This is a genomic window from Achromobacter anxifer (assembly GCF_903652925.1).
Classification (GTDB): Bacteria; Pseudomonadota; Gammaproteobacteria; order Burkholderiales; family Burkholderiaceae_B; genus Achromobacter; species Achromobacter anxifer.
In genome coordinates, this window is record NZ_CAHLAR010000004.1 from 1 (window position 1) to 22,281 (window position 22,281).

25 protein-coding genes are annotated in these 22,281 nt (G+C 68.4%); 13 read left to right on the top strand and 12 right to left on the bottom strand.

From position 1 onward, the window contains the following. Positions 1 to 336: 336 nt before the first annotated feature. The 4 genes from HWY37_RS12995 to HWY37_RS13010 all read left to right on the top strand — a co-directional run bounded on the left by HWY37_RS12995 (position 337) and on the right by HWY37_RS13010 (position 4,408). On the top strand, positions 337 to 1,002 hold the full coding sequence (locus HWY37_RS12995; RefSeq protein ID WP_175208477.1) for a response regulator transcription factor: 666 nt from the start codon (positions 337 to 339) through the stop codon (positions 1,000 to 1,002). After that, the gene (locus tag HWY37_RS13000) at positions 999 to 2,384 is read left to right on the top strand and encodes an ATP-binding protein (protein ID WP_176088790.1); all 1,386 of its coding nucleotides are present in this window, start codon (positions 999 to 1,001) and stop codon (positions 2,382 to 2,384) included. Before HWY37_RS12995 ends, HWY37_RS13000 begins: the two co-directional genes overlap by 4 nt. 111 nt (positions 2,385 to 2,495) lie before the next feature. Continuing rightward, positions 2,496 to 3,725 (top strand): helix-turn-helix domain-containing protein, encoded by a 1,230-nt coding sequence (locus tag HWY37_RS13005; protein ID WP_176088791.1) that lies wholly within the window; start codon positions 2,496 to 2,498, stop codon positions 3,723 to 3,725. Positions 3,726 to 3,760: 35 nt separating this feature from the next. After that, positions 3,761 to 4,408 (top strand): Vgb family protein, encoded by a 648-nt coding sequence (locus HWY37_RS13010; protein ID WP_175208474.1) that lies wholly within the window; start codon positions 3,761 to 3,763, stop codon positions 4,406 to 4,408. Between the two features lie 9 nt (positions 4,409 to 4,417). Here the strand turns inward: HWY37_RS13010 and HWY37_RS13015 are convergent, their stop codons facing one another. After that, on the bottom strand, positions 4,418 to 5,155 hold the full coding sequence (locus HWY37_RS13015) for a hypothetical protein (RefSeq protein ID WP_175208473.1): 738 nt from the start codon (positions 5,153 to 5,155) through the stop codon (positions 4,418 to 4,420). Between the two features lie 290 nt (positions 5,156 to 5,445). On the opposite strand from HWY37_RS13015, the gene HWY37_RS13020 reads away from it, so the two are divergent. From HWY37_RS13020 to HWY37_RS13030, 3 genes are all read left to right on the top strand, one after another. Then, on the top strand, positions 5,446 to 6,570 hold the full coding sequence (locus tag HWY37_RS13020) for a TRAP transporter substrate-binding protein (RefSeq protein WP_175208472.1): 1,125 nt from the start codon (positions 5,446 to 5,448) through the stop codon (positions 6,568 to 6,570). Between the two features lie 116 nt (positions 6,571 to 6,686). After that, entirely contained in the window at positions 6,687 to 7,310 is a 624-nt protein-coding gene (locus tag HWY37_RS13025) for a TRAP transporter small permease subunit (protein WP_175208471.1), read from the top strand. Beyond that, positions 7,307 to 9,313, top strand: coding sequence for a TRAP transporter large permease (locus HWY37_RS13030; protein ID WP_175208470.1), 2,007 nt, complete (start codon positions 7,307 to 7,309; stop codon positions 9,311 to 9,313). The genes HWY37_RS13025 and HWY37_RS13030 overlap by 4 nt, the downstream gene beginning before the upstream one ends. Positions 9,314 to 9,426: 113 nt before the next feature. Here HWY37_RS13030 and HWY37_RS13035 read toward each other — a convergent pair whose 3' ends face one another. Continuing rightward, positions 9,427 to 9,885: a bleomycin resistance protein gene (locus HWY37_RS13035; protein WP_176088792.1), complete on the bottom strand. Its 459-nt coding sequence runs from the start codon at positions 9,883 to 9,885 to the stop codon at positions 9,427 to 9,429. Between the two features lie 277 nt (positions 9,886 to 10,162). Between HWY37_RS13035 and HWY37_RS13040 the strand changes: the two genes are divergently transcribed. Further along, on the top strand, positions 10,163 to 10,693 hold the full coding sequence (locus tag HWY37_RS13040) for a MarR family winged helix-turn-helix transcriptional regulator (RefSeq protein WP_246302279.1): 531 nt from the start codon (positions 10,163 to 10,165) through the stop codon (positions 10,691 to 10,693). Next, positions 10,690 to 11,469 carry a DNA alkylation repair protein gene (locus HWY37_RS13045; protein WP_176088793.1) on the top strand — a complete coding sequence of 260 codons (780 nt, stop codon included), beginning with the start codon at positions 10,690 to 10,692 and terminating at the stop codon, positions 11,467 to 11,469. The genes HWY37_RS13040 and HWY37_RS13045 overlap by 4 nt, the downstream gene beginning before the upstream one ends. 44 nt (positions 11,470 to 11,513) lie before the next feature. Here the strand turns inward: HWY37_RS13045 and HWY37_RS13050 are convergent, their stop codons facing one another. Then, positions 11,514 to 12,263, bottom strand: coding sequence for an SDR family oxidoreductase (locus HWY37_RS13050; RefSeq protein WP_176088794.1), 750 nt, complete (start codon positions 12,261 to 12,263; stop codon positions 11,514 to 11,516). A gap of 175 nt (positions 12,264 to 12,438) precedes the next feature. On the opposite strand from HWY37_RS13050, the gene HWY37_RS13055 reads away from it, so the two are divergent. After that, the gene (locus HWY37_RS13055; protein ID WP_176088795.1) at positions 12,439 to 13,233 is read left to right on the top strand and encodes a DUF169 domain-containing protein; all 795 of its coding nucleotides are present in this window, start codon (positions 12,439 to 12,441) and stop codon (positions 13,231 to 13,233) included. On the opposite strand, the gene HWY37_RS13060 is transcribed toward HWY37_RS13055, so the two are convergent. After that, positions 13,230 to 14,138 (bottom strand): LysR family transcriptional regulator, encoded by a 909-nt coding sequence (locus HWY37_RS13060; protein ID WP_176088796.1) that lies wholly within the window; start codon positions 14,136 to 14,138, stop codon positions 13,230 to 13,232. The two genes, HWY37_RS13055 and HWY37_RS13060, sit on opposite strands and share 4 nt — an antisense overlap. 107 nt (positions 14,139 to 14,245) lie before the next feature. Between HWY37_RS13060 and HWY37_RS13065 the strand changes: the two genes are divergently transcribed. Together HWY37_RS13065 and HWY37_RS13070 are read left to right on the top strand one after the other, a co-directional pair. Further along, on the top strand, positions 14,246 to 15,424 hold the full coding sequence (locus tag HWY37_RS13065; protein ID WP_176088797.1) for an MFS transporter: 1,179 nt from the start codon (positions 14,246 to 14,248) through the stop codon (positions 15,422 to 15,424). Positions 15,425 to 15,493: 69 nt separating this feature from the next. Beyond that, positions 15,494 to 16,168 carry an HAD family hydrolase gene (locus HWY37_RS13070; RefSeq protein ID WP_176088798.1) on the top strand — a complete coding sequence of 225 codons (675 nt, stop codon included), beginning with the start codon at positions 15,494 to 15,496 and terminating at the stop codon, positions 16,166 to 16,168. 48 nt (positions 16,169 to 16,216) lie between these two features. On the opposite strand, the gene HWY37_RS13075 is transcribed toward HWY37_RS13070, so the two are convergent. The 6 genes from HWY37_RS13075 to HWY37_RS13100 form a co-directional block, all read right to left on the bottom strand. Further along, positions 16,217 to 17,176 (bottom strand): DMT family transporter, encoded by a 960-nt coding sequence (locus tag HWY37_RS13075; protein WP_176088799.1) that lies wholly within the window; start codon positions 17,174 to 17,176, stop codon positions 16,217 to 16,219. 82 nt (positions 17,177 to 17,258) lie between these two features. Beyond that, positions 17,259 to 18,128 carry an AraC family transcriptional regulator gene (locus HWY37_RS13080; protein WP_246302280.1) on the bottom strand — a complete coding sequence of 290 codons (870 nt, stop codon included), beginning with the start codon at positions 18,126 to 18,128 and terminating at the stop codon, positions 17,259 to 17,261. Between the two features lie 70 nt (positions 18,129 to 18,198). Further along, positions 18,199 to 19,476, bottom strand: a complete 1,278-nt coding sequence (locus tag HWY37_RS13085; protein ID WP_176088800.1) for an RNA polymerase sigma factor — start codon at positions 19,474 to 19,476, stop codon at positions 18,199 to 18,201. Next, a complete protein-coding gene (locus tag HWY37_RS13090) occupies positions 19,473 to 19,880 on the bottom strand; it encodes a VOC family protein (protein ID WP_175208461.1) in 408 nt (135 codons plus the stop codon). Before HWY37_RS13090 ends, HWY37_RS13085 begins: the two co-directional genes overlap by 4 nt. Positions 19,881 to 19,896: 16 nt before the next feature. Beyond that, complete coding sequence (locus HWY37_RS13095) at positions 19,897 to 20,442, bottom strand: SRPBCC family protein (RefSeq protein WP_175208460.1); 546 nt, start codon at positions 20,440 to 20,442, stop codon at positions 19,897 to 19,899. Between the two features lie 27 nt (positions 20,443 to 20,469). Further along, entirely contained in the window at positions 20,470 to 20,880 is a 411-nt protein-coding gene (locus HWY37_RS13100) for a YciI family protein (RefSeq protein WP_175208459.1), read from the bottom strand. A gap of 212 nt (positions 20,881 to 21,092) precedes the next feature. Between HWY37_RS13100 and HWY37_RS13105 the strand changes: the two genes are divergently transcribed. After that, the gene (locus tag HWY37_RS13105; protein ID WP_175208458.1) at positions 21,093 to 21,245 is read left to right on the top strand and encodes a hypothetical protein; all 153 of its coding nucleotides are present in this window, start codon (positions 21,093 to 21,095) and stop codon (positions 21,243 to 21,245) included. Between the two features lie 36 nt (positions 21,246 to 21,281). Here HWY37_RS13105 and HWY37_RS13110 read toward each other — a convergent pair whose 3' ends face one another. Then, positions 21,282 to 21,635: a YciI family protein gene (locus HWY37_RS13110; RefSeq protein WP_175208457.1), complete on the bottom strand. Its 354-nt coding sequence runs from the start codon at positions 21,633 to 21,635 to the stop codon at positions 21,282 to 21,284. Between the two features lie 117 nt (positions 21,636 to 21,752). Further along, positions 21,753 to 22,172: an SgcJ/EcaC family oxidoreductase gene (locus tag HWY37_RS13115; protein ID WP_246302281.1), complete on the bottom strand. Its 420-nt coding sequence runs from the start codon at positions 22,170 to 22,172 to the stop codon at positions 21,753 to 21,755. Between the last annotated feature and the right edge of the window lie 109 nt (positions 22,173 to 22,281).

Sequence of the window (22,281 nt, forward strand, 5' to 3'; positions counted from 1 at the left end):
CGGCCGGGGCGGCCGGGGCGGGCGCCGCGGATGCGGCGGACAGGGCGGGCGCGGCAGGCAGGGCCGCCGCCAGCGCCAGCAACAGCGGTCCCGCGAGCCTGCGCGGAAAACCTCTCAAAACGCGAACTTCAACTGCCGGAAGACGACGCATCGATGCTCCTCGGTGGGAGAGAGAGAGAAGGGATGGTTTAACTCGTATATACAAGTATGGTCAAGCACGCTTTCTCAAACGTTTAGAATGTGCCGCTGCCGTCCCGCACCGTCCGGGCGGGGCTTTAACGAATTCTTAAAACGGTGCCGGCATGCTGCGGCATCGATGACTGTCCTGGAGCTTTCTTGCGTGTCCTGCTAGTGGAAGACGACGCCATGCTGGGCGACGCCGTGCACACCAGCCTGACGCAGTCGGGCGCGGACGTGCAGTGGGTGCGCGACGTCGCGCAGGCCCGGCTGGCCCTGGTCGAGCATGGCTTCAATGCCGTGCTGCTGGACTTGGGGCTGCCCGATGGCAGCGGGCTGACGGTGCTGAAGCAATTGCGTGCGCGCTACGACGCCACGCCCGTCCTGATCCTGACCGCGCGCGACCGCTTGAGCGAACGGGTGCAGGGCCTGGACGCGGGCGCCGACGACTACATCGTCAAACCCTTCCAGCTCGACGAACTGCAGGCCCGGCTGCGCGCCGTGGTCCGGCGCAGCAGCAACGCGGTGGTGTCGGCGCTGCGTTGCCGCGACGTGACGCTGGAGCCCGCCAGACGGGTGGTGACCCGCGACGGTGTCGAAGTCAGCCTCAGCGCGCATGAATACCGGACCCTGCTGGCGCTCATGGAGCGCACCGGCCATACCGTCAGCCGCGAACAGCTGGAGGCCGCGGTCTACGGCGACAGCGGCGCCATCGAAAGCAACACGGTGGCGGTCTACATCCATCAACTGCGCCGCAAACTGGGCGACAAGCTGATCGCCACGGTCCATGGCCTGGGCTACCGTATCGAGGCCGGATCCGAATGAAGACCCTGCGCAGGCAGCTGACGCTGACGCTGCTGCTGACCATGACCCTGTCCTGGATCGCGGTGTTCGCCTTCCAGCAGTACGAAACCGCGCGCTCGCAGACGGGCGCGCGCGACCAGTGGCTGCACGACGCCGCCAGCCAGATGCTGGCGTCCCTGCCGGTCAGCCTGCTCGGCAACGAGGCGCCGTCCGAGCGCTTCACGCCGCCCGCGTCCAGCCGCGTCGATGGCGACAAGGTGCGCTTTCACCTGTGGTCGCTGGCCGACCGCCGGCTGCTGCTGCGTTCGCCCGAGTCTCCCGGCGAGCCGCTGAGCGGCGGTTTCCAGGACGGCTATTCCGACGTGTCGGCCGATGGGGTCGACTGGCGCGTCTACGCGATCAGCGATGCCGGCGGACGCGTGCAGGTGCAGGTGGCCAGGCCCCAGAGCGAATTGCGCGCCCAGTCGCTGTACAGCCTGAAGCGCGGGTTGGTCATCGTGTCCGTGCTGTTCGCGCTGCTGGCCGTGGTGAGCTGGATGGTGGTGGGCCGCGCGTTCCGCAAGGTCGACCGCGCGGGCGCGGCCATTGCGCGGCGCGGCCCGTTCGACCTGGCGCCGCTGCCCATGGCCGGCATGCCCGGCGAATTGCGCCCCTTCATCCGCTCCATCAATCAGCTGCTGCTGCGGGTGAAGGGCGGCATGGACCGCGAGCGCCGCTTTCTGGAGGATGCGGCGCACGAGCTGCGTACCCCGCTGGCCGCCTTGAGCGCGCACGCGGAACTGGTGGCCCGCAGCGCCGGATCCGGCGACGCCCCGGCCGCCATCGAGAAGCTGCGCCAGGTGGCTCAGCGCACCTCGCGCCTGTCGGAACAACTGCTGGACCAGGCGCGCATGGATGCCCTGAGCGCCAGCGCCGACGCGCCCGAACCGGTCGAGCTGGATGCGCTGCTCGTCATGCTGGTGCGCGATTGGGAAACGGACGCCACTCGCAAGCAGTTGCGCATCCAGCTGGACGTGCAGCCCTGCGCGGTCCGGGGGCGGCTGGACGCCCTGGGCGTGCTGGTCCGCAACCTGCTGGACAATGCCGTGCGCTATACGCAGAGCGGCGGCCAGATCGCCGTGTCCTGCGGCCCCTTGGCGGATGGCGGCGTTTGCCTGCGCGTGGCCGACGACGGTCCCGGCATCGCGCCGACCGAACGCGCGCGCGTGTTCGATCGCTTCTACCGCGCCGCGGGCAGCGCCCCGGGCGGCAGCGGCATCGGCCTGTCGCTGGTGGCGCAGATCGCGCAGCAGCACGGCGCCCGGGTGGACCTCGACACGGGCCTGCACGGCGTGGGCGTGGCGTTGACGGTGACTTTCCCGCCCATGGCAGGGGAGTCCGCCGCCGGGGAATCGCGCACCTGAACGGTGCGCAGCGGCATTTCCGCCGGCCGGACCTGCTTGCGCGGATCCGCCAGATGGTAGATTAGGCTCCGGTCTGGGGACGGCGGGAGCGGCGGCAGTGGCGGGATTTCCATGGATGTTCTGATCACCTCGGCGGCGCGGGCACTGGCCGCGGGCGACCCATTGGGCGCCCTCAACTTCGTGGCCTTGCGCGACGACGCGCCCGCGCTGGCGTTGCGCGGCATCGCCATGGCGCAGCTGGGCGAGTTCCGCCGTGCCAAGGCCCTGCTGCGCAGCGCGGCCAAGGGCTTCGATTCCAGGAATGTGCTGGCCCGGGCCAGGTGCGTGGTGGCCGAGGCCGAGATCGCCCTGGTGTCGCGGGATCTCGCCTGGCCTGAGAAGGCGCTGGAGACCGCGCGGGCCGCCTTGGATGCCCACGGCGATCCGGCCAATGCCGCGCACGCGCGGCATCTGCAGGCGCGGCGCGAATTGCTGGTCGGACAGCTGGACCGCGCCGAGGCCACGCTGGGCACGCTGGATCCAACCGTCCTGGCGCCGGCGTCGCGCGCCATCCACGAATTGATCACGGCCGGTATCGCCTTGCGGCGCTTGCGCACGGGACCGGCGCGCGCCGCGCTGACCCAGGCGGAACTGGCCGCCCGCGGCGCCGCCATTCCCGCCCTGATGGCCGAAGTCGAAAGCGCCTCGCTGGTGTTGAACACGCCCGCCGCGCGCCTGATTGCGCAGGGCGAGCAGCGGCCCATCCTGCTGGATGAAGTGGAAGCGCTGCTGGCGTCCGACGCGCTGGTGGTGGACGCCTGCCGTCATGCGGTGCGCGGCGAGGGCAAGGCGGTCGCGCTGGCCAGCCGGCCGGTGCTGTTCGCGCTGGCGCGGGTCCTGGCCGAGGCCTGGCCGCAGGCGGCGCCCAGGGAAACGCTCATCGCGCAGGCGTTCCGAACCACGTATTTCGACGAGACGCACCGCGCGCGCCTACGCGTCGAGATCGGGCGCTTGCGCGCGGCGTTGCGCGGCGTCGCCGGCATCGCGGCGGAACGCGGCGGCTTTGCGCTGAAGCCGCGGGAGGGCAGGCAGGTCGCCGTGCTGGCCCGGCCGGTCGAGGAGGGCGACAGGGACCAGGGGGCGGTCCTGGCCTTTCTGGCCGATGGCGAAGCCTGGTCCAGTTCGGCCCTGGCGCTGGCGATGGGCGCCAGCCAGCGCACGGTGCAGCGCGCGCTCGACGCGCTGGCGGCGGCGGGCAAGGCGCAGGCTCGCGGACAGGGGCCGGCGCGCCGCTGGATGACCCCGCCAGTGCCGGGATTCACGACAACCTTGTTACTCCCGGCCGCGCTGACCGGCGACTAGGATGAAGGCTCGAACTTCAGTCCAAGGATACCGACATGAAACAGACGCAAGCCCAGATCATCCGCGAGTACGGTCCTTTTCCAGGCGTGAAAGCCGTGCACGGGGTCACCTATGACGGCCGCCGGGTATGGTTCGCTACCGGCGACAAGCTAGTCGCGCTGGACCCCGAAAGCGGCAGCACCGTGGATTCCATCAACCTCGTCTGCAACGCGGGCACGGCCTTCGACGGCAAGCACATCTATCAGATTTCCAACGGCGCCATCGTGAAGGTGGAACTGGAAAGCGGCCGCATCCTGGCGACCATTCCCCTGCCGGACGGCGGCGGCGCTTCCGGCATGGCCTGGGCCGAGGGCAGCCTGTGGGTGGGCGTGTACCGCGAACGCAAGCTCCATCAGCTGGATCCCGAGACCGGCCGGGTGCTGCGCACCATCGAATCCAATCGCTATGTCACCGGCGTGACCTGGGTGGATGGAGAGCTTTGGCATGGCACCTGGGAAGACGACAAGAGCGATCTGCGCCAGCTGGACCCGCAAACCGGCGCGCTGCTGCAAAGCGTGGACCTGCCGGCCGGCGTGTTCGTATCGGGGCTGGAATCGGACGGCGCGGACCGCTTCTTCTGCGGCGGCGGCGAAAGCGGAAAGCTGCGGTCGGTGCGGCGGCCGGCGGGCAAGGCCGCCGGCTAGCCGGCGTTCCTACCAGCGGATCGCGTAGGGGTTGTCGCCCAGGCCCCAGACGCCGTCCTTTCTTTCCAGCATGATGTAACGGGTTTCCCATTCCTCGGGCCGGTAGTCCGACGGGAAGCCCGAGATCCAGGGATGGAACACGGGATCCGCCGCCCAGCCGGCGGTGGCGCGGTCCAGCCGCCATTCGAACTTCACGGCCGACACGTCGTTGGGGTTGTCGTCGAAGGGATTCTTGGCGGGCTTGGTGTAGGTGAGGATCTTGCCGACCTGCAGGCCCGGGGCGCAAAACCTGGCCGTATAGATCAGGTTGCGGCCGACGCGGGCCTCGCCATCCGTATAGAAGGCCTTGCCCTTGTCGGTCAGCTCGACGCGGCTGGCCGCGTCCTCGGGATCTTGCGCCTGTTTCGATGACGCGCCCTGGCCGTCCGGCTCGATGGGCGTCACGGTGATGAGCTGGTGCTTGACCAGTCCCTGCACGATCTTGTCCTGGTCTTCGAGGAAGGCGTTGTACACGTCGCTGGGCAGGGGCCGCACGCCCAGGATGCTGACGCAGGCGCTGTCCGGCGCGTTGGTGGGCGTGGCCATGGCCTCGACCAGAATCTTGCGGACCTTGCTTTCGCTCAGGCCCGGCCCGAGGGGCGATTCCTTCCAGAAATAGAAGCCGACGGCGCCTGCAGCGAGCGCGGCCAGGGCCCAGGCCTTGCGCGGAATCCGGCGGCGTTTATCGGCACGCTGTGCTTGATTCATCCTCAACCTTGTCGATTTCAGTCCCCCGATAGTAGCGCGGGGCCTTGTATCGCCGCGCTTTCAGTCCCCCTTCGGATTGCATCCAACCTTGGGCCTAGTCCTCCTTCTAGGGTAATTCCTGACAAGAAGCTGATTGTCAGCAAATAGTCAGAAAGGTTTAATCAGCACACGGTTGCGCGTCATCCCCAAACGCGCCGTCGGGAGTCCGCGGCAGGTCTTGCGGTCCCGCATCCACGCTGCAGCAGTAACTATGAGCTGGTCCATGTAGTCCACCCAGGAGACAACACGCCATGCAACACGTTACAAAACCCCGCCGCAAGTTCATCTCCGGCGCTGCCGTGGCCGGAGCCGCCGCGCTGGGATTCCCGGCAGTCGCGCGCGCGCAGAACGCTCCGGTTTCCCTGCGCTTCCAGAGCACCTGGCCCGCCAACGACATCTTCCACGAGTTCGCCCGCGACTACGCGCAGAAGGTCAACGACATGGCCGGCGGCCAGTTGAAGATCGAAGTGCTGCCGGCTGGCGCGGTGGTCAAGGCCTTCGATCTGCTGGACGCGGTGTCCGCGGGCACGCTGGACGGCGGCCATGGCGTGGTCGCGTACTGGTACGGCAAGAACACGGCGGTGGCGCTGTGGGGGTCGGGCCCGTCCTTCGGCATGGACGCCAACATGCTGCTTGCCTGGCACGAGTACGGCGGCGGCAAGGAATTGCTGGTCGAGATCCAGAAGGCCATGGGCGTGAACGTGGTGTCGCTGATGTACGGCCCGATGCCGACCCAGCCCTTCGGCTGGTTCAAGCGGCCGATCACCAAGGCGGAGGACGTGAAGGGTCTGAAGTTCCGCACCGTGGGCCTGGCGATCGACATGTACACGGCCATGGGCGCGGCGGTGAACGCGCTGCCCGGCGGCGAAATCGTGCCGGCGCTGGACCGCGGGCTGCTGGACGGCGCGGAGTTCAACAATGCCTCGTCGGACCTGGCGCTGGGCTTCCAGGACGTGTCCAAGATCTGCATGCTGCAGAGCTTCCACCAGAGCGCGGAGCAGTTCGAGATCCTGTTCAACAAAGCCAAGTACGACGCGCTGCCGGAACACTTGAAGCACATCCTGGGTTATGCCGCGCAGGCCTCCAGCGCGGACATGTCCTGGAAGGCGGCGAACCGCTATTCGCAGGACTACATCAAGCTGCAGAAGGACCACAACGTCAAGTTCTACAAGACGCCCGACGCCATCCTGCAGCAGCAGCTCAAGATCTGGGACGAGATGATCGCGAAGCGTTCGGCCGAGAACCCCTTGTTCAAGAAGGTGCTGGATTCGCAGCGCGCCTTCGCCGAGCGGGTAGGGCGCTGGAACGGGGACACCACGGTCAATTACCGCATGGCCTACAACCACTACTTCTCGCGCACCGCGAAGCAGGCTTGAGACCCGCCCCGCGCCGTGCTGGCGCGGGCTTCCTCAAGGGGGCGGCGCCTCCGTATTCCACGCCTAGCGCCTTTCCGGGCGCGGCGGGACGCCATGCGTCTTGACCTGGAAGCGAGATGATCCGAATCATACGTTTCATAGACCGTATCTCCACTTTCGTCGGGCAGGCTTTCGCCTGGCTGATCGTCATCCTGACACTGCACATCTGCTGGGAGGTGGCCGCGCGCTACCTGTGGAACCAGCCCAGCGCCTGGGCCTTCGACATGCAGATGATGTATTACGGCATCCTCTTCATGATGGCGGGGGCCTATACCCTGGCCAAGAACGGCCATGTGCGCGGCGACATCCTGTACGGCTTTCTGCCGCCTCGGGTGCAGGCGACGCTGGACCTGATCCTGTACATCGTCTTTTTCTTTCCCGGCGTGATCGCGCTGGTCTGGGCGGGCTGGTACTACGCCGGCTATTCCATCGCCATCCGCGAGCACTCCTCGCTGATGGCCAACGGGCCGCCCATCTATCCCTTCAAGGCCTTCATTCCGCTCGCGGGCGCGGTGCTGCTCATGCAGGGCGTGGCGGAAGTGCTGCGTTGCGTGCTGTGCCTGCGGCGCGGCGCCTGGCCCTCGCGGGCCGAGGACGTCGAGGAAGTGGACGTCGATAAGCTCAAGAAAATGGTGCACGTCAAGGACGAGGACATCGCCAAGCTGGACCGCTACGTCACTTCCGGGGAGCCGCGCGCATGAAGATCCACAAAGCGCTTTGGTTCGGCCTGTCTTGCATCGCGCTGGTGCTGCTGATGATCGCGTTCCTGACGCCCTGGGACCATCTGACCACCGGACACATCGGCCTCCTGATGCTGGCGCTGATCGTGGTGGCCATCATGCTGGGATTTCCCACCGCCTTCACGCTGATGGGCATGGGGGTGCTGTTCACCTTCCTGGCGTACTACATGCAGAGCGCGGACGCGGGCCGTTCAGTGGGGCAGACGCTGGACCTGATGGTGCAGCGGACCTACGCCACGATGACCAACGACTCGCTGATTTCGATTCCGCTGTTCGTGTTCATGGGCTATCTGGTCGAACGCGCCAACCTCATCGAGAAGCTGTTCCGCTCCATGCACCTGGCCCTGGCGCGCCTGCCCGGCGCGCTGGCCGTGGCCACGCTGGCGACCTGCGCGATCTTCGCCACCGCCACGGGCATCGTCGGCGCGGTGGTCACGCTGATGGGCCTGCTGGCTATGCCCGCCATGCTGAAGGCTGGCTACAGCGTGCGCCTGACCGCGGGCGCCATCACGGCGGGCGGCTGCCTGGGCATTCTGCTGCCGCCCTCGGTGATGCTGATCGTGTATGGCGCGACGACTGGCGTGTCCGTGGTGCAGCTGTACGCCGGGGCGTTGTTCCCGGGCATCATGCTGGCCGTGCTGTACATGGTCTACGTGATCATCGTCGCCAAGCTGCGGCCGGACATGGCGCCGCCCTTGCCCAAGGAAGAGCGTGGCGTGCCCCTGTCCGCGGAATCGGCGGCGCTGGCCGCGGGCGGGTACACGCGCGCGCTGTCGGGTATGGTGGCGTCCCTGTTCAAGGGGCGCCGCAACCAGGACGTGCCGTTCGGCTTCCTCATGCGCAACATGGCACTGGCGCTGGCGCCGCTGGCGGTCACGGTGTTGCTGGTGGCCGTGGTCTACCAGGCGACGACGCGGCCCGCAGTGGTGTACGACATCCCCGCCGAACTGCAGCTGGGCTCCTCGGGAGGCTTCGATTCGGGGCTGAGCGAGCCGCCGGGAGATGGCTTGGCGGAGCCTCCGTCGGACGCGCTGGCCGAGCCGCCCTTGAACGACCCGGCGGGCGGGCTGTCCGAGCCTCCCTCGAACGAGCCGGCGGCGGGCGGACTGACCGAGCCGCCCGGCACGCCGGCCGGGGCAGGCGCTGCTACGGCTGCCGCGCCGCAAGCCCTTGCCGCCGCGCCAGCCGCGGGGCAAGCCGACGAGAGCATCGCCGCGCCCAAGGGCTTCTGGATCTTCGCGGCGATATGCGCGGCGATCCTGGCGGTCTTCTACGCGGTGTTGACCTGGTCGCGGCTGGAAATCTTCAAGATGCTGATGGGCTCGTTCTTTCCGCTGGCCGTGATGATCGCGGCGGTGCTGGGCTCCATCGCCTTCGGTCTGGCCACGCCCAGCGAGGCCGCCGCCATGGGCGCCATGGGCGGCGCGCTGCTGGCGCTGGCGTACCGCCGCCTGAACCTGCCCGTGCTGCGCGAATCGGTGTTCCTCACGGCCAAGACCAGCGCCATGGTGTGCTGGCTGTTCGTCGGTTCATCGATCTTCTCGGCCGCGTTCGCGCTGTTGGGCGGGCAGGCCATCATCGAGGAATGGGTGCTGTCGTTGGGGCTGACGCCATTGCAGTTCCTGCTGCTGGCGCAGGTCATCATCTTCCTGCTGGGCTGGCCGCTGGAATGGACCGAGATCATCGTGATCTTCATGCCCATCTTCGTGCCGCTGCTCAACACCTTCGGCATAGACCCGCTGTTCTTCGGCCTGCTGGTGGCGCTGAATCTGCAGACTGCATTCCTTTCGCCGCCGGTCGCCATGTCGGCCTTCTACCTGAAGGGCGTCTCGCCGCCGCACGTGACGCTGAACCAGATCTTCCTGGGCATGATGCCGTTCATGGGCATCCAGGTGGTGGCGATCTTCCTGCTGTATATGTTCCCGGGCATCGGCATGTGGCTGCCCACGGTGCTGTACCGATAGGGACGCGGTCCGGGGGCGGCCGGCTGGCCTCTCCCGGACTGGGGGCGTCACGTCATGCAGGCCCCTCCCGGATTGGGGCATCATGCAGGCCTGTCCTAGACCAGGCGCACCATTCAGACGGCGGCCGCAATGGGGCGCCTGCCCAGTCCCGCCGAAAAGCGCAGCAGATAACCATCGGGATCCTGCACCAGGAACTGCTGCACGCCGACCTCGCTGGCGTCGGCGCGATACCACTTCTCCTCGGGCTCCATGTACAACGGCCAGCCGGCGCTGCGCAAGGCATCGACGATAGGCGCGATCGCGGGCACTTCGATCTGCAGATTGATCCCGCGGCCCAGCGGCGCTTCCAGCGGGCCGGTGATCCAGTTCCTGCCGTGGCCGTATTCCTCCAGCATGACCTGGGAACCGTGCTTGTCCAGATAGGCGAAGTGGTCCTCGGGCCGATCGTAGGCTATCGAGAAGCCGCAGAGCCCGCACCAGAAATGCAGGCTCTTGCCGATGTCCGAAACCAGCAGCTCGGGCACGACGCGGGCGGCGGAGAATTCCGAGGCGGGGAGCACGGGGTAGTTCATGGCGGAGGTCTGTGGGGATGAGGCGGAAGACGGATCGCCGACGGGCGGCGGGTTCAGGCCGGCAATCATAGGCCGGATTGAGCGGACGGTCGCGCTAGCGAGTACACCAGGGTCTCGCGGCCGTAGTGGCGGTCGCGCGAAGAGGGCGGAGAATGGCTTCAGCGGGCTATGTTGGAGGCGGGTGGAGTGATAGCGGCTTGTACGCAGTGAAGGGCTTGCAGAGATATAATTAGGTGCCTTACTATCTGGCGCTTGAACGCCTCAAAGAGCCAAGCCCATGCACGACACGCAACACATGCTCGAACCCAAGCACCGCGCGCTGCTCGACGTTGCCGCCCGGCGCGGGCTGCCGTCGGCGAGCGGCATCGGCCTTTGCTTTCAACTGCTGTCGCTTGCCGGCGCCATCGACCGCGACTGCGCGGCGCGGCTGGCGCCGCGGCAATTGTCGGAAGGCAAGTTCGTGCTGCTGTTCCTGTTGCATGAACAGCCGGACGGCCTGTCGCCGCACGAGCTGGCGGAAGGCGCGGGCGTTACGCGCGCCACCGTCACAGGGCTGCTGGACGGCCTGGAGCGCGACGGCTTCGTGTCGCGGCGCGCCGGCAAGGACGACCGGCGCAAGATTATCGTGAAGCTCAGCGCCAAGGGCAGGGCCGAGGCCGGCAAGCTGCTGCAGGAGCACACGGACTGGATAGCTTCGTTGTTCTCTGGCCTGAGCGGCCCGGAGCAGGCGCGACTGCGCGAGTTGCTGGGCAAGATCTGGCTAGGCACGGACGCGGGCCGCGCCACGGCGCAGGAGACTGAACAATGAGCAAGACCGCAACCTCCGCGCCCACGGGCCGCGGCGTGAAGGACATAAGCGCCGAACGCCTGGCGCAGTTGAATGCCGGCGAACCGGCAAGCAACCTGACCGAATGCCTGGCCGTGGACTTTGCCGCGCTGATGCAGGCGGCCGCGCCGCAGGCCGGGGCCGAGGCGGTCGCCGCGTTGCGCGCCCAGGCGGGGCTGGGCATCTCCAAGCGCATGGCGCTGGCGGCGCAGATACTGCTGGAGCGCCAGGGCGCCGACGCCTTCAAGCAGTTGAAGACGCATCGCTCGGACACCGTGCGGGGCTGGGCCTGCTTCATGGTCGGAACGTTGCCGGACCTGACGCAAAAGCAGCGCCTGGCGATGATCCGGCCGCTGGCCGACGATGCGCATTTCGGCGTGCGGGAATGGGCCTGGCTGGCGGTACGGCCGCAATTGGCGTTGGAACTGGATGCGGCGGTGCAGCTGCTGCTGCCCTGGACGGCAGACCCGTCCGAGCGCTTGCGGCGTTTCGCCAGCGAATGCTTGCGGCCGCGCGGCGTCTGGTGCGCGCATATCGCGGCGCTGAAGGCCGATCCCGGCCGGGCGCTGTCCTTGCTGGAACCATTGCGGGCCGATCCCGCCGTCTATGTGCAGGATTCGGTGGCGAATTGGCTGAACGACGCCAGCAAGGACCAGCCGGACTGGGTGCGCGGCGTCTGCGCGCGCTGGTCCAAGGGCAATCCGGCCGAGGCGACGCAGCGCATCTGCAAGCGCGCGCTGCGGTCCATCGGCGCCTAGGTCCGGGCTGCCGGCTGCTGGGCTGTCCTGCCTTCCGGACGGCCCTACAACTGGCTCATGCCCCCGTCCGCAATGATCTCCGTGCCCACGATGAAGGCCGACTCCGGCGACGCCAGATGCAGCACCGTCGAGGCGATTTCCTGCGGCGTGCCGAAGCGGCCCAGCGGCACCTGGGCGCGAATGCTGGCGGCGGTCTTTTCCAGCGCCGCGGCGTCCAGGCCCAGCTTGTCGTAGATCGGCGTCGCGACAGGGCCGGGGCTGATGACGTTGACGCGGATGCCGCGCGGCAGCAGTTCGGCCGACAAGGTCTTGGCCAGCGAGATCAGGGCGGCCTTGCTGGCGGCATAGATGGATGATGCCGGCATGCCGATGCGGGCGTTGATCGAACCGTTCAGCACGATGGACGCGCCGGGATTGAGCAGCGGGTCCAGCGCCTGCAACTGGAAGAAGGCGCCTTTGACGTTGGTCGAAAAGGTCTGGTCCCAGAGCGCCTCGGTGGCTTCGGCCAGAGGGGCGAACTTGGCCACGCCGGCATTGATGAACACCGCGTCCAGGCGGATGCCGGCCTGTCGTAATTCAGCGGCCAGCGCGGTAGCCGCGCCCGGCGCGCCGGCGTCGTTGCGCAGGGCCAGGGCGTGCGAGCCCAGGCTGGCGCGGACCTGTTTCAGCACCGCCGCGTCGCGGCCGGTGACGACGACGCGGGCGCCTTCGGCGGCGAACGCCTGGGCCGCGGCCAGGCCGATGCCGCTGGTGCCGCCGGTGACCAGGACGGTCTTCTGTTCGAAACGGTTCATGGTGGGCTCCTAGGGAGTCGGGGAGAGTTTCCTGCGGGGGTGCCGCCTGCTGGATTGCCGTTTTCCACGATAGATCAATCAAGGAGCCGGCGGGCGATTCGTTATAGTCCTTGATGACCGCAATCAATCTGCGGCGATGCGGCAAAGGCCGCGCACAACAGTCCAGGGGACGGGCATGGAAGAGACAAGGCTGAATTGGGCATCGCTGGTCGATGACCTGAACAAGTTGTTGCGCCTGAAGACCACTGTCATCGGCATGAAGCTGTACGAGCGCGAGGAGGACATGGCTGCGGTGCAAGGCTTGCGGCGGCCGCAGGCCACGCACACCACGGACCAGATCGTCGGCATGGCCGCCAGGCTGGGCTGGACGGTGGGGATCACCGGGGATGATCTGGTCGGCGCGCAATGCCGCGCCGTGATCGGACTGGGTCCGCAGGATGAGGCCTGGAAGCGCGGCGAGGACTACGTGGGCGTCTGGCACGCTACCCAGGAAGACGCGCAGGCGCGCCAGGAGGCGCTGTCCTGTGTGCCGGCGGGCAAGTACCGCGGGCTGGTGGTGTCGCCGCTGGCCTCGGGCCGGCTGGACCCGCCGGACATCTGCCTGATCTACGCCACGCCGGGACAGATGATCATCCTGATCAACGGCCTGCAATGGAAGAATTACCGGCGCTTCGACTGGAGCGTGGTGGGCGAGACCGCCTGTGCGGATTCCTGGGGCCGGGCGCTGGCGACCGGCGAGCCCAGCCTGTCCTTGCCCTGTTTCGCCGAGCGCCGCTACGGCGGCGTGCCCGACGAGGAAATGCTGATGGCCATGCCGCCGCGCTACCTGCCCATTGCCATCGAAGGCATGAAGGCCTTGTCAGCCAACGGCCTGCGCTATCCGATCCCGCCCTACGGCATTCAGAACGACGTGCGCGCTGGCATGGGCGTGAGCTACGCGCGCGCGCCAGCCGCGCCGGCCAAGTCCTAGTGGGCCGCGCCGCGCAGGGCGGCCGCGAGCACGCGGGCGGCCGGTCCCAGGGGCTGGTCGATGCGGTGCGCCAGGTAGGTTTCGCTGGTGACCTGGCTGCCGCGGCCCAGGCTGTCGGTGGGCAGGCGCAGCAGCCGGCCCTCGGCCAGGTCGCGCTCCACCTGCCACAGCGGCAGGCGTCCCCAGCCCACGCCCGCCAAGATCAGCGCGTGCTTGGCGTCCTGGCCGTTGACGCGGCAGGTTTGCGGCGACAGCACCGCGAAGTCGCGGCCCTGCGTCAGCGAGGACGGGTCCGTTTGCACGATCTGTACGTGGTCGGCAAGCTCCGACGGACTCAGCGGCGCAGCGGCGGCCACGCGCCGCGCCAGGGCATGCCCTGCGCCGACCACCGCCACCATCTGCACCGAGGACAGCGCCTGCATGGCGATGCGCGGATTGCGGAAATGGTCTCCAGCGGTGATGGCCAGCGTGTGGCTGCCCGTCAGCAGGGCTTCTACCGGGCCGCCCAGCGGCAGCACGGATACCCGGACGGCGACGGAAGGATAGGCCGTGCGCAGGGCGTTCAGGGCGGCGCCCACTTCGGCTATCGGGTACAGGGTGTCCACCGCCAGCGACAGCTCCAGCTCCACGCCTTCGCCCAGTCCCTGGGCGCGGGCGCGCATGGCGTCGACGCGCAACAGGATGTCGCGGGCGTTCGCCAGCAGGGCCTCGCCTTGCGGCGTCATCACGGGCCGGTGGCCGCTGCGGTCGAACAGCGTCACGCCCAGCTGGGCTTCCATGTTGGCGATGGCGTGGCTGACGGCCGATTGCACCCGGGACAGCCGGCGCGCGGCCGCGCGGAAACTGCCGGCGTCCGCCACGGCGGCGAACACGCGCAACTGGTCGAGGGTCAGGGCGTCTATCATCTGGCCGGCTGATCTATTTAATCGATCGGTTTCATCAAAAGATTATCACTTACCAGGATCGGTTTGCGCTGGCATCCTGGCAGGGTTGAAAATGAGGGGAGACAAGGATGGGCAAGGAAGGAACGCGCTGGTCGGCGGTGCTGGCCATCGTGGGGGCGGGCGTGGTGGCCGCGCTGCAAGTGGGCAAGGTCATCATCGCCGCGCCCCTGCTGCGCAAGGACATGGGGCTGGACCTGGCGTCCATCGGGGCGCTGGCCGCGGTGTTTTCCATTCTGGGCCTGGTCGGCGGGATCGCCGCGGGCGGCGTCATCAACCGCTATGGCGCGCGCCGCATGCTGCTGGCCGGCCTGGTGGCGACGGCGGCGGGCTCGGTGACCGGGGCCATGGCGTCGGCATACGGCGTCCTGCTGACCTCGCGCGTGGTGGAGGGCCTGGGTTTCCTGATGATCACCGTGGCCGGGCCGGCGGCCTTGCAGCGCATGGTGTCGGCATCCACCCGCGATTTCGCGTTCGCCTTGTGGAGCTGCTATATGCCCGCGGGCATGGCCATCGCCATGCTTGCCTCGCAGGCGTTCACCGACTGGCAGGCCTACTGGTGGTGCGCGGGCGCGGCGGTGCTGGTGGCGCTGGCCTGCGTGGCGGCGCTGGCGCCGGCCACGCCCGGTGGCGCCAGCCTGTCGTGGCAAGGGCTGCGGCAGGACACGGTCGATACGCTGGGCGCGCCCGGCCCGCGCCTGTTGGCGCTGTCGTTCACGCTCTACAGTCTGATGTTCTTCGCGCTGTTCACCTTCCTGCCGGTCCTGCTGACCGAGCAGCTGGGGCTGCCGCTGGCCACGGCCGGCCTGTACAGCGCCATCGCCAGCGCCGCCAACGTGGTCGGCAACCTGGGCGCGGGCATGCTGCTGGCGCGCGGCTGGCGGCGTTCGACGCTGATCGCCGGCGCCAGCGTGATCATGGGCGCGGTGGCGCTGCTGATCTTCCGCTCGGTGCTGCCCGCGATGCCCACCTTCCTGCTGTGCGTGCTGTTCTCGGCGGTGGGCGGCCTGATCCCGGCCACGCTGCTGGGCACCGCGCCGCTGCTGGCGCCGCGGCCGGGCCTGACGCCGGCGTCGGTCGGGCTGGTGATGCAGGGCAGCGGCCTGGGCCAGGTGATCGGGCCGCTGGCGGTGGGCGGCGCGATCGACCGCTACGGCTGGTCGGTGGCCTCGCTGATCGTGGCGGCGGCCGGCTTGGGCGGGGTATTCCTGGCGGCGCGTTTGCGGCGGCTCAACGGACCCGGCATGTAAGCGGCGCGGACCGCGCGCGCTTGTCATGCGGCAGGCCTATCATGGCAGCTCGTCCATCGTGGAGCCTATATGCATACGCCTGCCCCCAGCCTCGTCATCTTCGACTGCGACGGCGTCCTGATCGACAGCGAGATCATCGCGGCGCGCGCCCAGTCGCGCGCGCTGGCCGCGCACGGCATCTCCATCACGCCTGAAGAGGCGGCACGGCGCTTCGCCGGCATTCCCGACGCGGATATGTGGCAGACCTTGCAGCAGGAGAATTCGCGCAGCTTGCCCGAAGGATTCGCGCGCGAGTACGCGGACGGGCTGGAGGCGACTTTCCGCGAGGAACTGCGGGCGTTGCCCGGCGCGCTGGAGACAGTCCGCGCGCTGCGCGAACACGGCCTGCAGGTCTGCGTGGCGTCCAGCAGCACGCCGCCCAAGCTGGAAGCCGCCTTGAAGTTGGTCGGCCTGTGGGATGAGTTCGCGCCCAACGTCTTCAGCACGGCCCAGGTGGCGCGCGGCAAGCCGGCGCCGGATGTGTTCCTGCACGCGGCCCGGCAGATGCGCACGGCCATCCTGGATTGCGTGGTGGTGGAGGACAGCGTGCCCGGCGTGCGCGCCGCCCGCGCCGCGCGCATGCGGGCCATCGGCTACGTGGGCGCTTCGCACAACGGGCCGGACCAGCGCCAGCGCTTGCTGGACGAAGGCGCTTCCGACGTCATCGACGATCTGCGCCGCCTGCCTGAATTGCTGCTGCCTTGATGCGTCGCCCGGCGGGGGAGCGATGCCGCCGCGACACGCAGCGCGGCATCACGCGGCAGCCGGCAGCGCTTCGGGCTTGACCCGCACCGCGCGCAACACGCCGACGATCAGGCAGGCAATGCCGACCAGCGTCAGCGGCTGGGGCATCTGCCCGCGCAGGATGTAGGCATAGGCCAGCGCCGCCAGCGTTTCGAACACGATCAGTTGTCCGGCCAGCGCGGTGGGCAGGCGCTGGCTGGCTTCGTTCCAGCACAGGGTGCCCAGCCACGACGCGAACAGGCCGATGATCGCCATCAGGGCCAGGAAGACTTCGGGCCTGGGGCCGGCGGGCATGGGAAAGGCGCTGCCGGTGGCGGCCATGCCTGCCCACAACAGCGCGTAGCCCGCCAGCGCCAGAGGCAGGGTGGCCACGCCCTGGGCCGTGGCCCAGGTGCGCGGGCTGCGATCGGGGTGGGCGCGCAGCCAGTCCGCATTGCGTAGCGGATACCAGGTCCAGCAGGCCACCGCGCCCAGCGCCAGCAGCGCGCCGATGGCGTAGCGCGACATGTCGGCATCGGCCTCCTGCCGCAGCGCCTGCAGCTCCACCTGGTTGACGCAGGCGATGCCCAGCGCGATCAGGGCCAGCGCGGGCGCCAGCCGTTTCCATGGCAGCCTGCCGTCGCGCCGGGCATTGCGCAGATTGGCGCTGATGGCGATGACCACCGGCAGGGTGCCGATGATCATGGTGGGCAGCGGGCCGCCGGCGCGCTGGATGGCGCTGGCCAGGCACAGGTAATACAGCAGGTTGCCGATGGCGGCCAGCTTCAGCGCCTCGATCCAGTCGGCGCGATTCAGTTGGCGAAGCCGGCGCCGGTCCAGCCAGGCCAGCGGCAGCGCGATCAGGCCGAAGGCCAGGTAGCGCGCCACGGATTGCAGCGCGGCCGGGTACTCCGGCAGCAGCAGGGGGCCCACGAACACCAGCCCCCACATCAGGCCGGCGGCCAGGGCGTAAAGGGTTCCAGCCCACATACAAACTCGCTTCAAGTCAGGGATGCGGGCAGTCTAGCCAGGGCGCGGCGGACGCGTCTTGTACCAGATTGCTGCGCCCTGCTCAGGCGCGGACCTGCTTCTGATAGCGGGCGGGCGTGACGCCGTAGCGGCGGGCAAAGGCGCGGGTCAGATGCGCCTGGTCGGTCAGGCCCGAGGCCAGCGCCACCTGGGCGGGGGATTCTCCCGCAGCCAGCCGGCGCTTGGCCTCGAACAGGCGCAGGGCCATCAGCATCTGCTGCGGCGTGGCGTGGTATTGCGCCTGGAAGCTGCGCAGGAAATGGAACGGACTGAGGCCGGCCACGGCGGCCAGCTCGTCCAGCGTCAGGCGGCGTGACAGGTGCGCGCGCAGGTACTCGATGACAGGTGCGAAGCGCGGCGCGCCTTCGGCCGCTGCTGGGCGCAGCACCCGCGCGTGGCGGCGGAATTCGCCCAGCAGCGTGTACAGCGCGCTGTCGAACGCCAGGGGCTCGCGCGCCTGCCACAAGGCGTCGAGCAGGGCGGTGATGCGCTGCGCGCCGGCGGCGTCATGGCCCACGGCGGCATCGAACCACCAGCCGCGTTCGCCGGTCACCCGCGTCACCACTTCAGGATCCAGATAGGCCATGCGATAGCGCCAGCCGCCCTCGGTTTCGGCGCGGCCGGTATGCAATTCGTCCGGATTCATCAGCACCACCGAGCCCGACGGCGCCAGATGGTCCGCGCCGCGATAGCGGAAACGCTCGACGCCGGACTCGATCGCGCCCAGCCCGTAGGCTTCGTGGGTGTGCGGCTCGAAGGCATAGCGGACGATATGCGCGCGGTACAGCTCCACGCCCGCCAGGTGCGGCGCATGGCGGAACTCGGCCCGGTCGCCAGGATGGTCGAACGCCGCCGGCACGCCCGGCATGGCGGGCGCGGCGGGATCGGACGGGATGGTATCGGCGGGGCGCATGGCTTGATTTAAGCATGCGGGCAAGCGACGCTGGGGGAGGCCGGAAGGGCGTTCAAGAAGTGAACAGACCCTAGGCGCCGGAAACTTCCCGCGCCCGCGCCAGCAGCAGTTCGCGTTCGCGCGCATTGCGCGTCATGCCGGCCGCGCGCTCGAATTCGGCGCGGGCCTCGGCGTTGCGCCCCAGCTTGGCCAGCAGGTCGGCGCGTACGCTGGGCAGCCAGTGGTAATTGGCCAGCGCAGGTTCCTGCGCCAGATGGTCGGCCAGGTCCAGCCCGGCTTGCGGGCCGAACGCCATGCCGACGGCGACGGCGCGGTTCAGTTCCACCACCGGCGATGGCATGGCCTGCGCCAGCGCGTCGTACAGCGCCACGATGCGCGGCCAGTCGGTCTCCTCGGGCGCGCGGGCGCGGGCGTGGCAGGCGGCCAGTTCGGCCTGCAAGGCGTAGGGGCCGCGCGGACCGCCCAGGCTGTCGGACTGCGCCAGCGCCGCCAGCCCGCGGCGGATCAGCAGATGATCCCAGCGGCTGCGGTCTTGCTCCATCAGCAGCACGGGACGGCCTTGCGCGTCGGTGCGCGCGGGCAGGCGCGAAGCCTGCAATTCCATCAGCGCGGCCAGGCCATGGACCTCGCTGTCGGCAGGCGCCAGCTGTGCCAGGATGCGGCCCAGGCGCAGGGCTTCGTCGCATAGCGCCGGGCGCATCCAGTCGTCGCCGGACGTGGCCGAATAGCCCTCGTTGAAGATCAGGTAGATGACTTCCAGCACGGACGCCAGGCGCGGCGCGCGCTCCTCGGCCCGCGGCACCTCGAACGGCACCCTGGCGGCCGTCAGGCTGCGCTTGGCCCGCACGATGCGCTGGGCGATGGTCGATTCCGAAGCCAGGAAGGCGCGCGCGATTTCCGCCGTGGTCAGCCCGCCCAGCAGGCGCAGGGTGAGCGCCACGCGCGCCTCGGTGGACAGCAGCGGATGGCAGGCGGTGAACACCAGCCGCAGCAGGTCGTCGCCAATGTCGTCCTGGCGCGCGGCGTCCAGCGCGTCGACGAAGTCGGGCTCGACGTCGGCCTGCAGGGCTTCCAGCTCGCGGCCGATCTGCTCGTGCTTGCGCGTATGCAGCGCGTCCAGCCGCAGCCGGTCGCGGGCTCGGTTCTTGGCGGTAGTCATCAGCCAGGCTCCCGGGTTGTCCGGAACACCGGTTTTGGGCCAGTGTTCCAGGGCAGCGACCAAGGCATCCTGCGCCAGCTCCTCGGCCAGGCCGACGTCGCGCACCAGGCGCGCGACGCCGGCGATGACGCTGGCGGCCTCGATCCTCCAGACCGCCTCGATGGCGCGATGCGCGGCCGCCTGCGTCATACGTTGGGGACTTCGCCAGGGACCATGTAGATCAGTTCCCAGACGTGGCCGTCCAGGTCCTCGAAGCCATGAGCGTACATGAAGCCATGGTCCTGCGGCTGGCGCGGCGCGGTGCCGCCGGCGGCCAGGGCGCGCGCCACCTGCTCGTCCACTTCGGCGCGGCTGTCGCAGGACAGCGCGATCAGCACCTCGGTGGTCTTGGTGGCGTCGGCCACCGGCTTGCCGGTGAAGGTCTGGAAGAAGTCCTTCACCAGCAGCATGACGTAGATGCTGTCGCTCACGACCATGCAGGCGCCCTGGTCGTTGGTGAACTGCGGATTGAAGCTGAAGCCCAGGCTCTTGAAGAAGGCCTGCGATTTCTGCATGTCGCTGATGGGGAGATTGACGAAGATCTGGTTGTGCATGATGTTCCCGCGTCCTTTATTTGGTATTTGAGTCCTGGCGCCTTTCTGCCAGGGCTTTGAGGTTGGCCAGCCCGTCTTCGAAGTCCTTCCCGACCATGCTGTCCATGTTGAAAAACAGATGCATCAGTTTGGCGATGTAATTGAGCCGGCCCTCCATGGCCCAGGTGACTTGCGTGCCGTCGCCAGCCGGCGCAAGGGTGAAGGTGACCTGATTGACCGCGGCGAACGGCTTCACGAAGGTCAGCCGCAAGGTCACGGTCGAATCCGGCACGGCGGTCTCGATCCGCATGTCGCCCACGCCCACCTTGTCGCTTTCCCAGGCGTAGGTCGCGCCCGGGCCCGCAGTGACCGCGCCGTAGCTGCCCTTGATGGCGGGATCCTTCTTTTCGTAGGGGTTCCAGGTGTTGAACGCGTGCAGATCGTTGATCAGGGGGAACACGCGTCCGGGCGGCGCCTGGATCTGCGCGCTGCGTTCGACGCGGAAACTGTCCGGACGCGTGGTGGCGTAGAGCAGCACCACGGCGATGGCGGCCAGGACGATGAGCAGCAGGGTTTTCAGCATGAATGGGATCCGGTGGGGGGGGGGCGCTTATTGGCCGTTGCCCGCGATCTGGCGGAAGCGTTCGACGCCTTCGCTGGGGCCCAGCTCGTCCAGCTCGAACAGCTGGCGCACTTCGACGGAGCAGGGCTGGTCCGGGAACGGGTCCGGAAAGCGCAGCGCCCATTGCATGGCTTCCTCGCGCGAGCGCACCTGGATCAAGGTGTAGCCGGCGATCAGCTCCTTGGTTTCGGCGAACGGGCCGTCCACGACCTTGCGTTCGCCCTTGTCGTAATGCACGCGCCAGCCCTTGGACGAGGGCTGCAGGCCATTGGCGTCCAGCAGCACGCCGGCCTTGGCCAGGGCTTCGTGATAGGTCGCCATGGTGGAGAGCATGCTTTCCTCCGGCATCACGCCGGCTTCACTGTCCGCCGTGGCGCGGACGATGATCATGTATCGCATTTCTGAGACTCCTGGATTCGGATTACCGAGCCCGTTATCGGGCTTGTACTGGCACGACGAACGGCAAGACGCGGAATCGACAGAAAAAAGTCACACCTAGGGTAAGTACTAGGTTTGGGTGGTGGGGCGGCGCGAAACCTGGTTACAAAGGCTCAGCCCTGGTTGCCACGCGCGTCCATACACTCGCTGCGTCTACAACTTTGAATAGCGATATGAAAATCCTGTGCAGCCTTGCCTTGCTGACGGCCTTGCTTTCGGGCTGTGCCGTCTACACCCCCAGCGGTTCGGTGGTGGTCGATCCGCACGACGGCGGCGGCCGCGGCGGCTTCTGTCCGCCGGGTCAGGCCAAGAAAGGAAATTGTTGAAGCGGGGCCCGGACGTACGCCGTCCGGGATCCTTGCCTACATGAAGCAGGGGCCAAGTTCGCGGACTTCGACCGTGGCCCATTGGGCGGCAGGGCATTCGGCCGCCAGGGCCAGCGCCTCTTCGCGGGTGTCGCAGTTCAGCAGGAAAAAGCCGCCGATCATTTCCTTGGCTTCGGCGTAGGGGCCGTCGACCAGTGAGCGTTCGCCGTCGCGGATGCGCAGCCGAACGGATTCCGATTCGGACTTCAGGGATTCGGCGCGGACCAGCAGGCCGCGCGAACTCAGGTCTTCGGCGTAGCGCACCATTTGCGCGTAGGCTTCGCGGCCCTCTTGGGGCGTGCGCTGGGCGCGCTGGCCCACGGGTTCGACGATGAAAAGCAGATAGGACATGGGATCTTCCAGTGCGGACTGCCGATAAGGTTCGCTAGATTACCGCTGTTTGTTGCGCCTGTGCGATCGGGCGCGGACGGCCCTGGCCTTCTTTGTAAGCAGAGGTTGGCGCTCGGCTCATCCGTCGTCCCGCAGCACCGGAACCCCGGTGCGGGGATTCACCAGCGTGACGTTTTCCAGCGCCTTGATGCGCCAGGCGCCGGCCTGCCGCGTCATGACGGCCAGGATCAGCGTGTCGACGGCATGGACCCCGGCCGGGTGGGCCGCGCCGGCGGCCAGACGGCTCCAGAAGTGCACGACCGCGGCATCCTCGCCCAGCGGCGTCACATCGATGAGTTCGTTCGCCAGCGTCGAGTCGCTATAGATGCTGGCGTGGATGGGGGCGTGCATCTTGACGATCTCGTCGACGCCGCGCACGTAATGGCCGAACCGGTTCACGAAGGTCGCGTCCTCATGGAACAGCGCGCCCAGCGCCTGCATGTCGTGGGCGTTCCAGGCGGCCTGGAAGGCGGAGGGCGCATCGGCGGGTTTTTCCATCTGTGTCATCTGGGTCCTCGCGGGTGTCTGTGTGAACAGCGCCGTCGCAGGCGCCGGCCCGGGTCTGCGGGCGCAGACGTGAATAATGCGGCAGACTATGGAGTTCGCG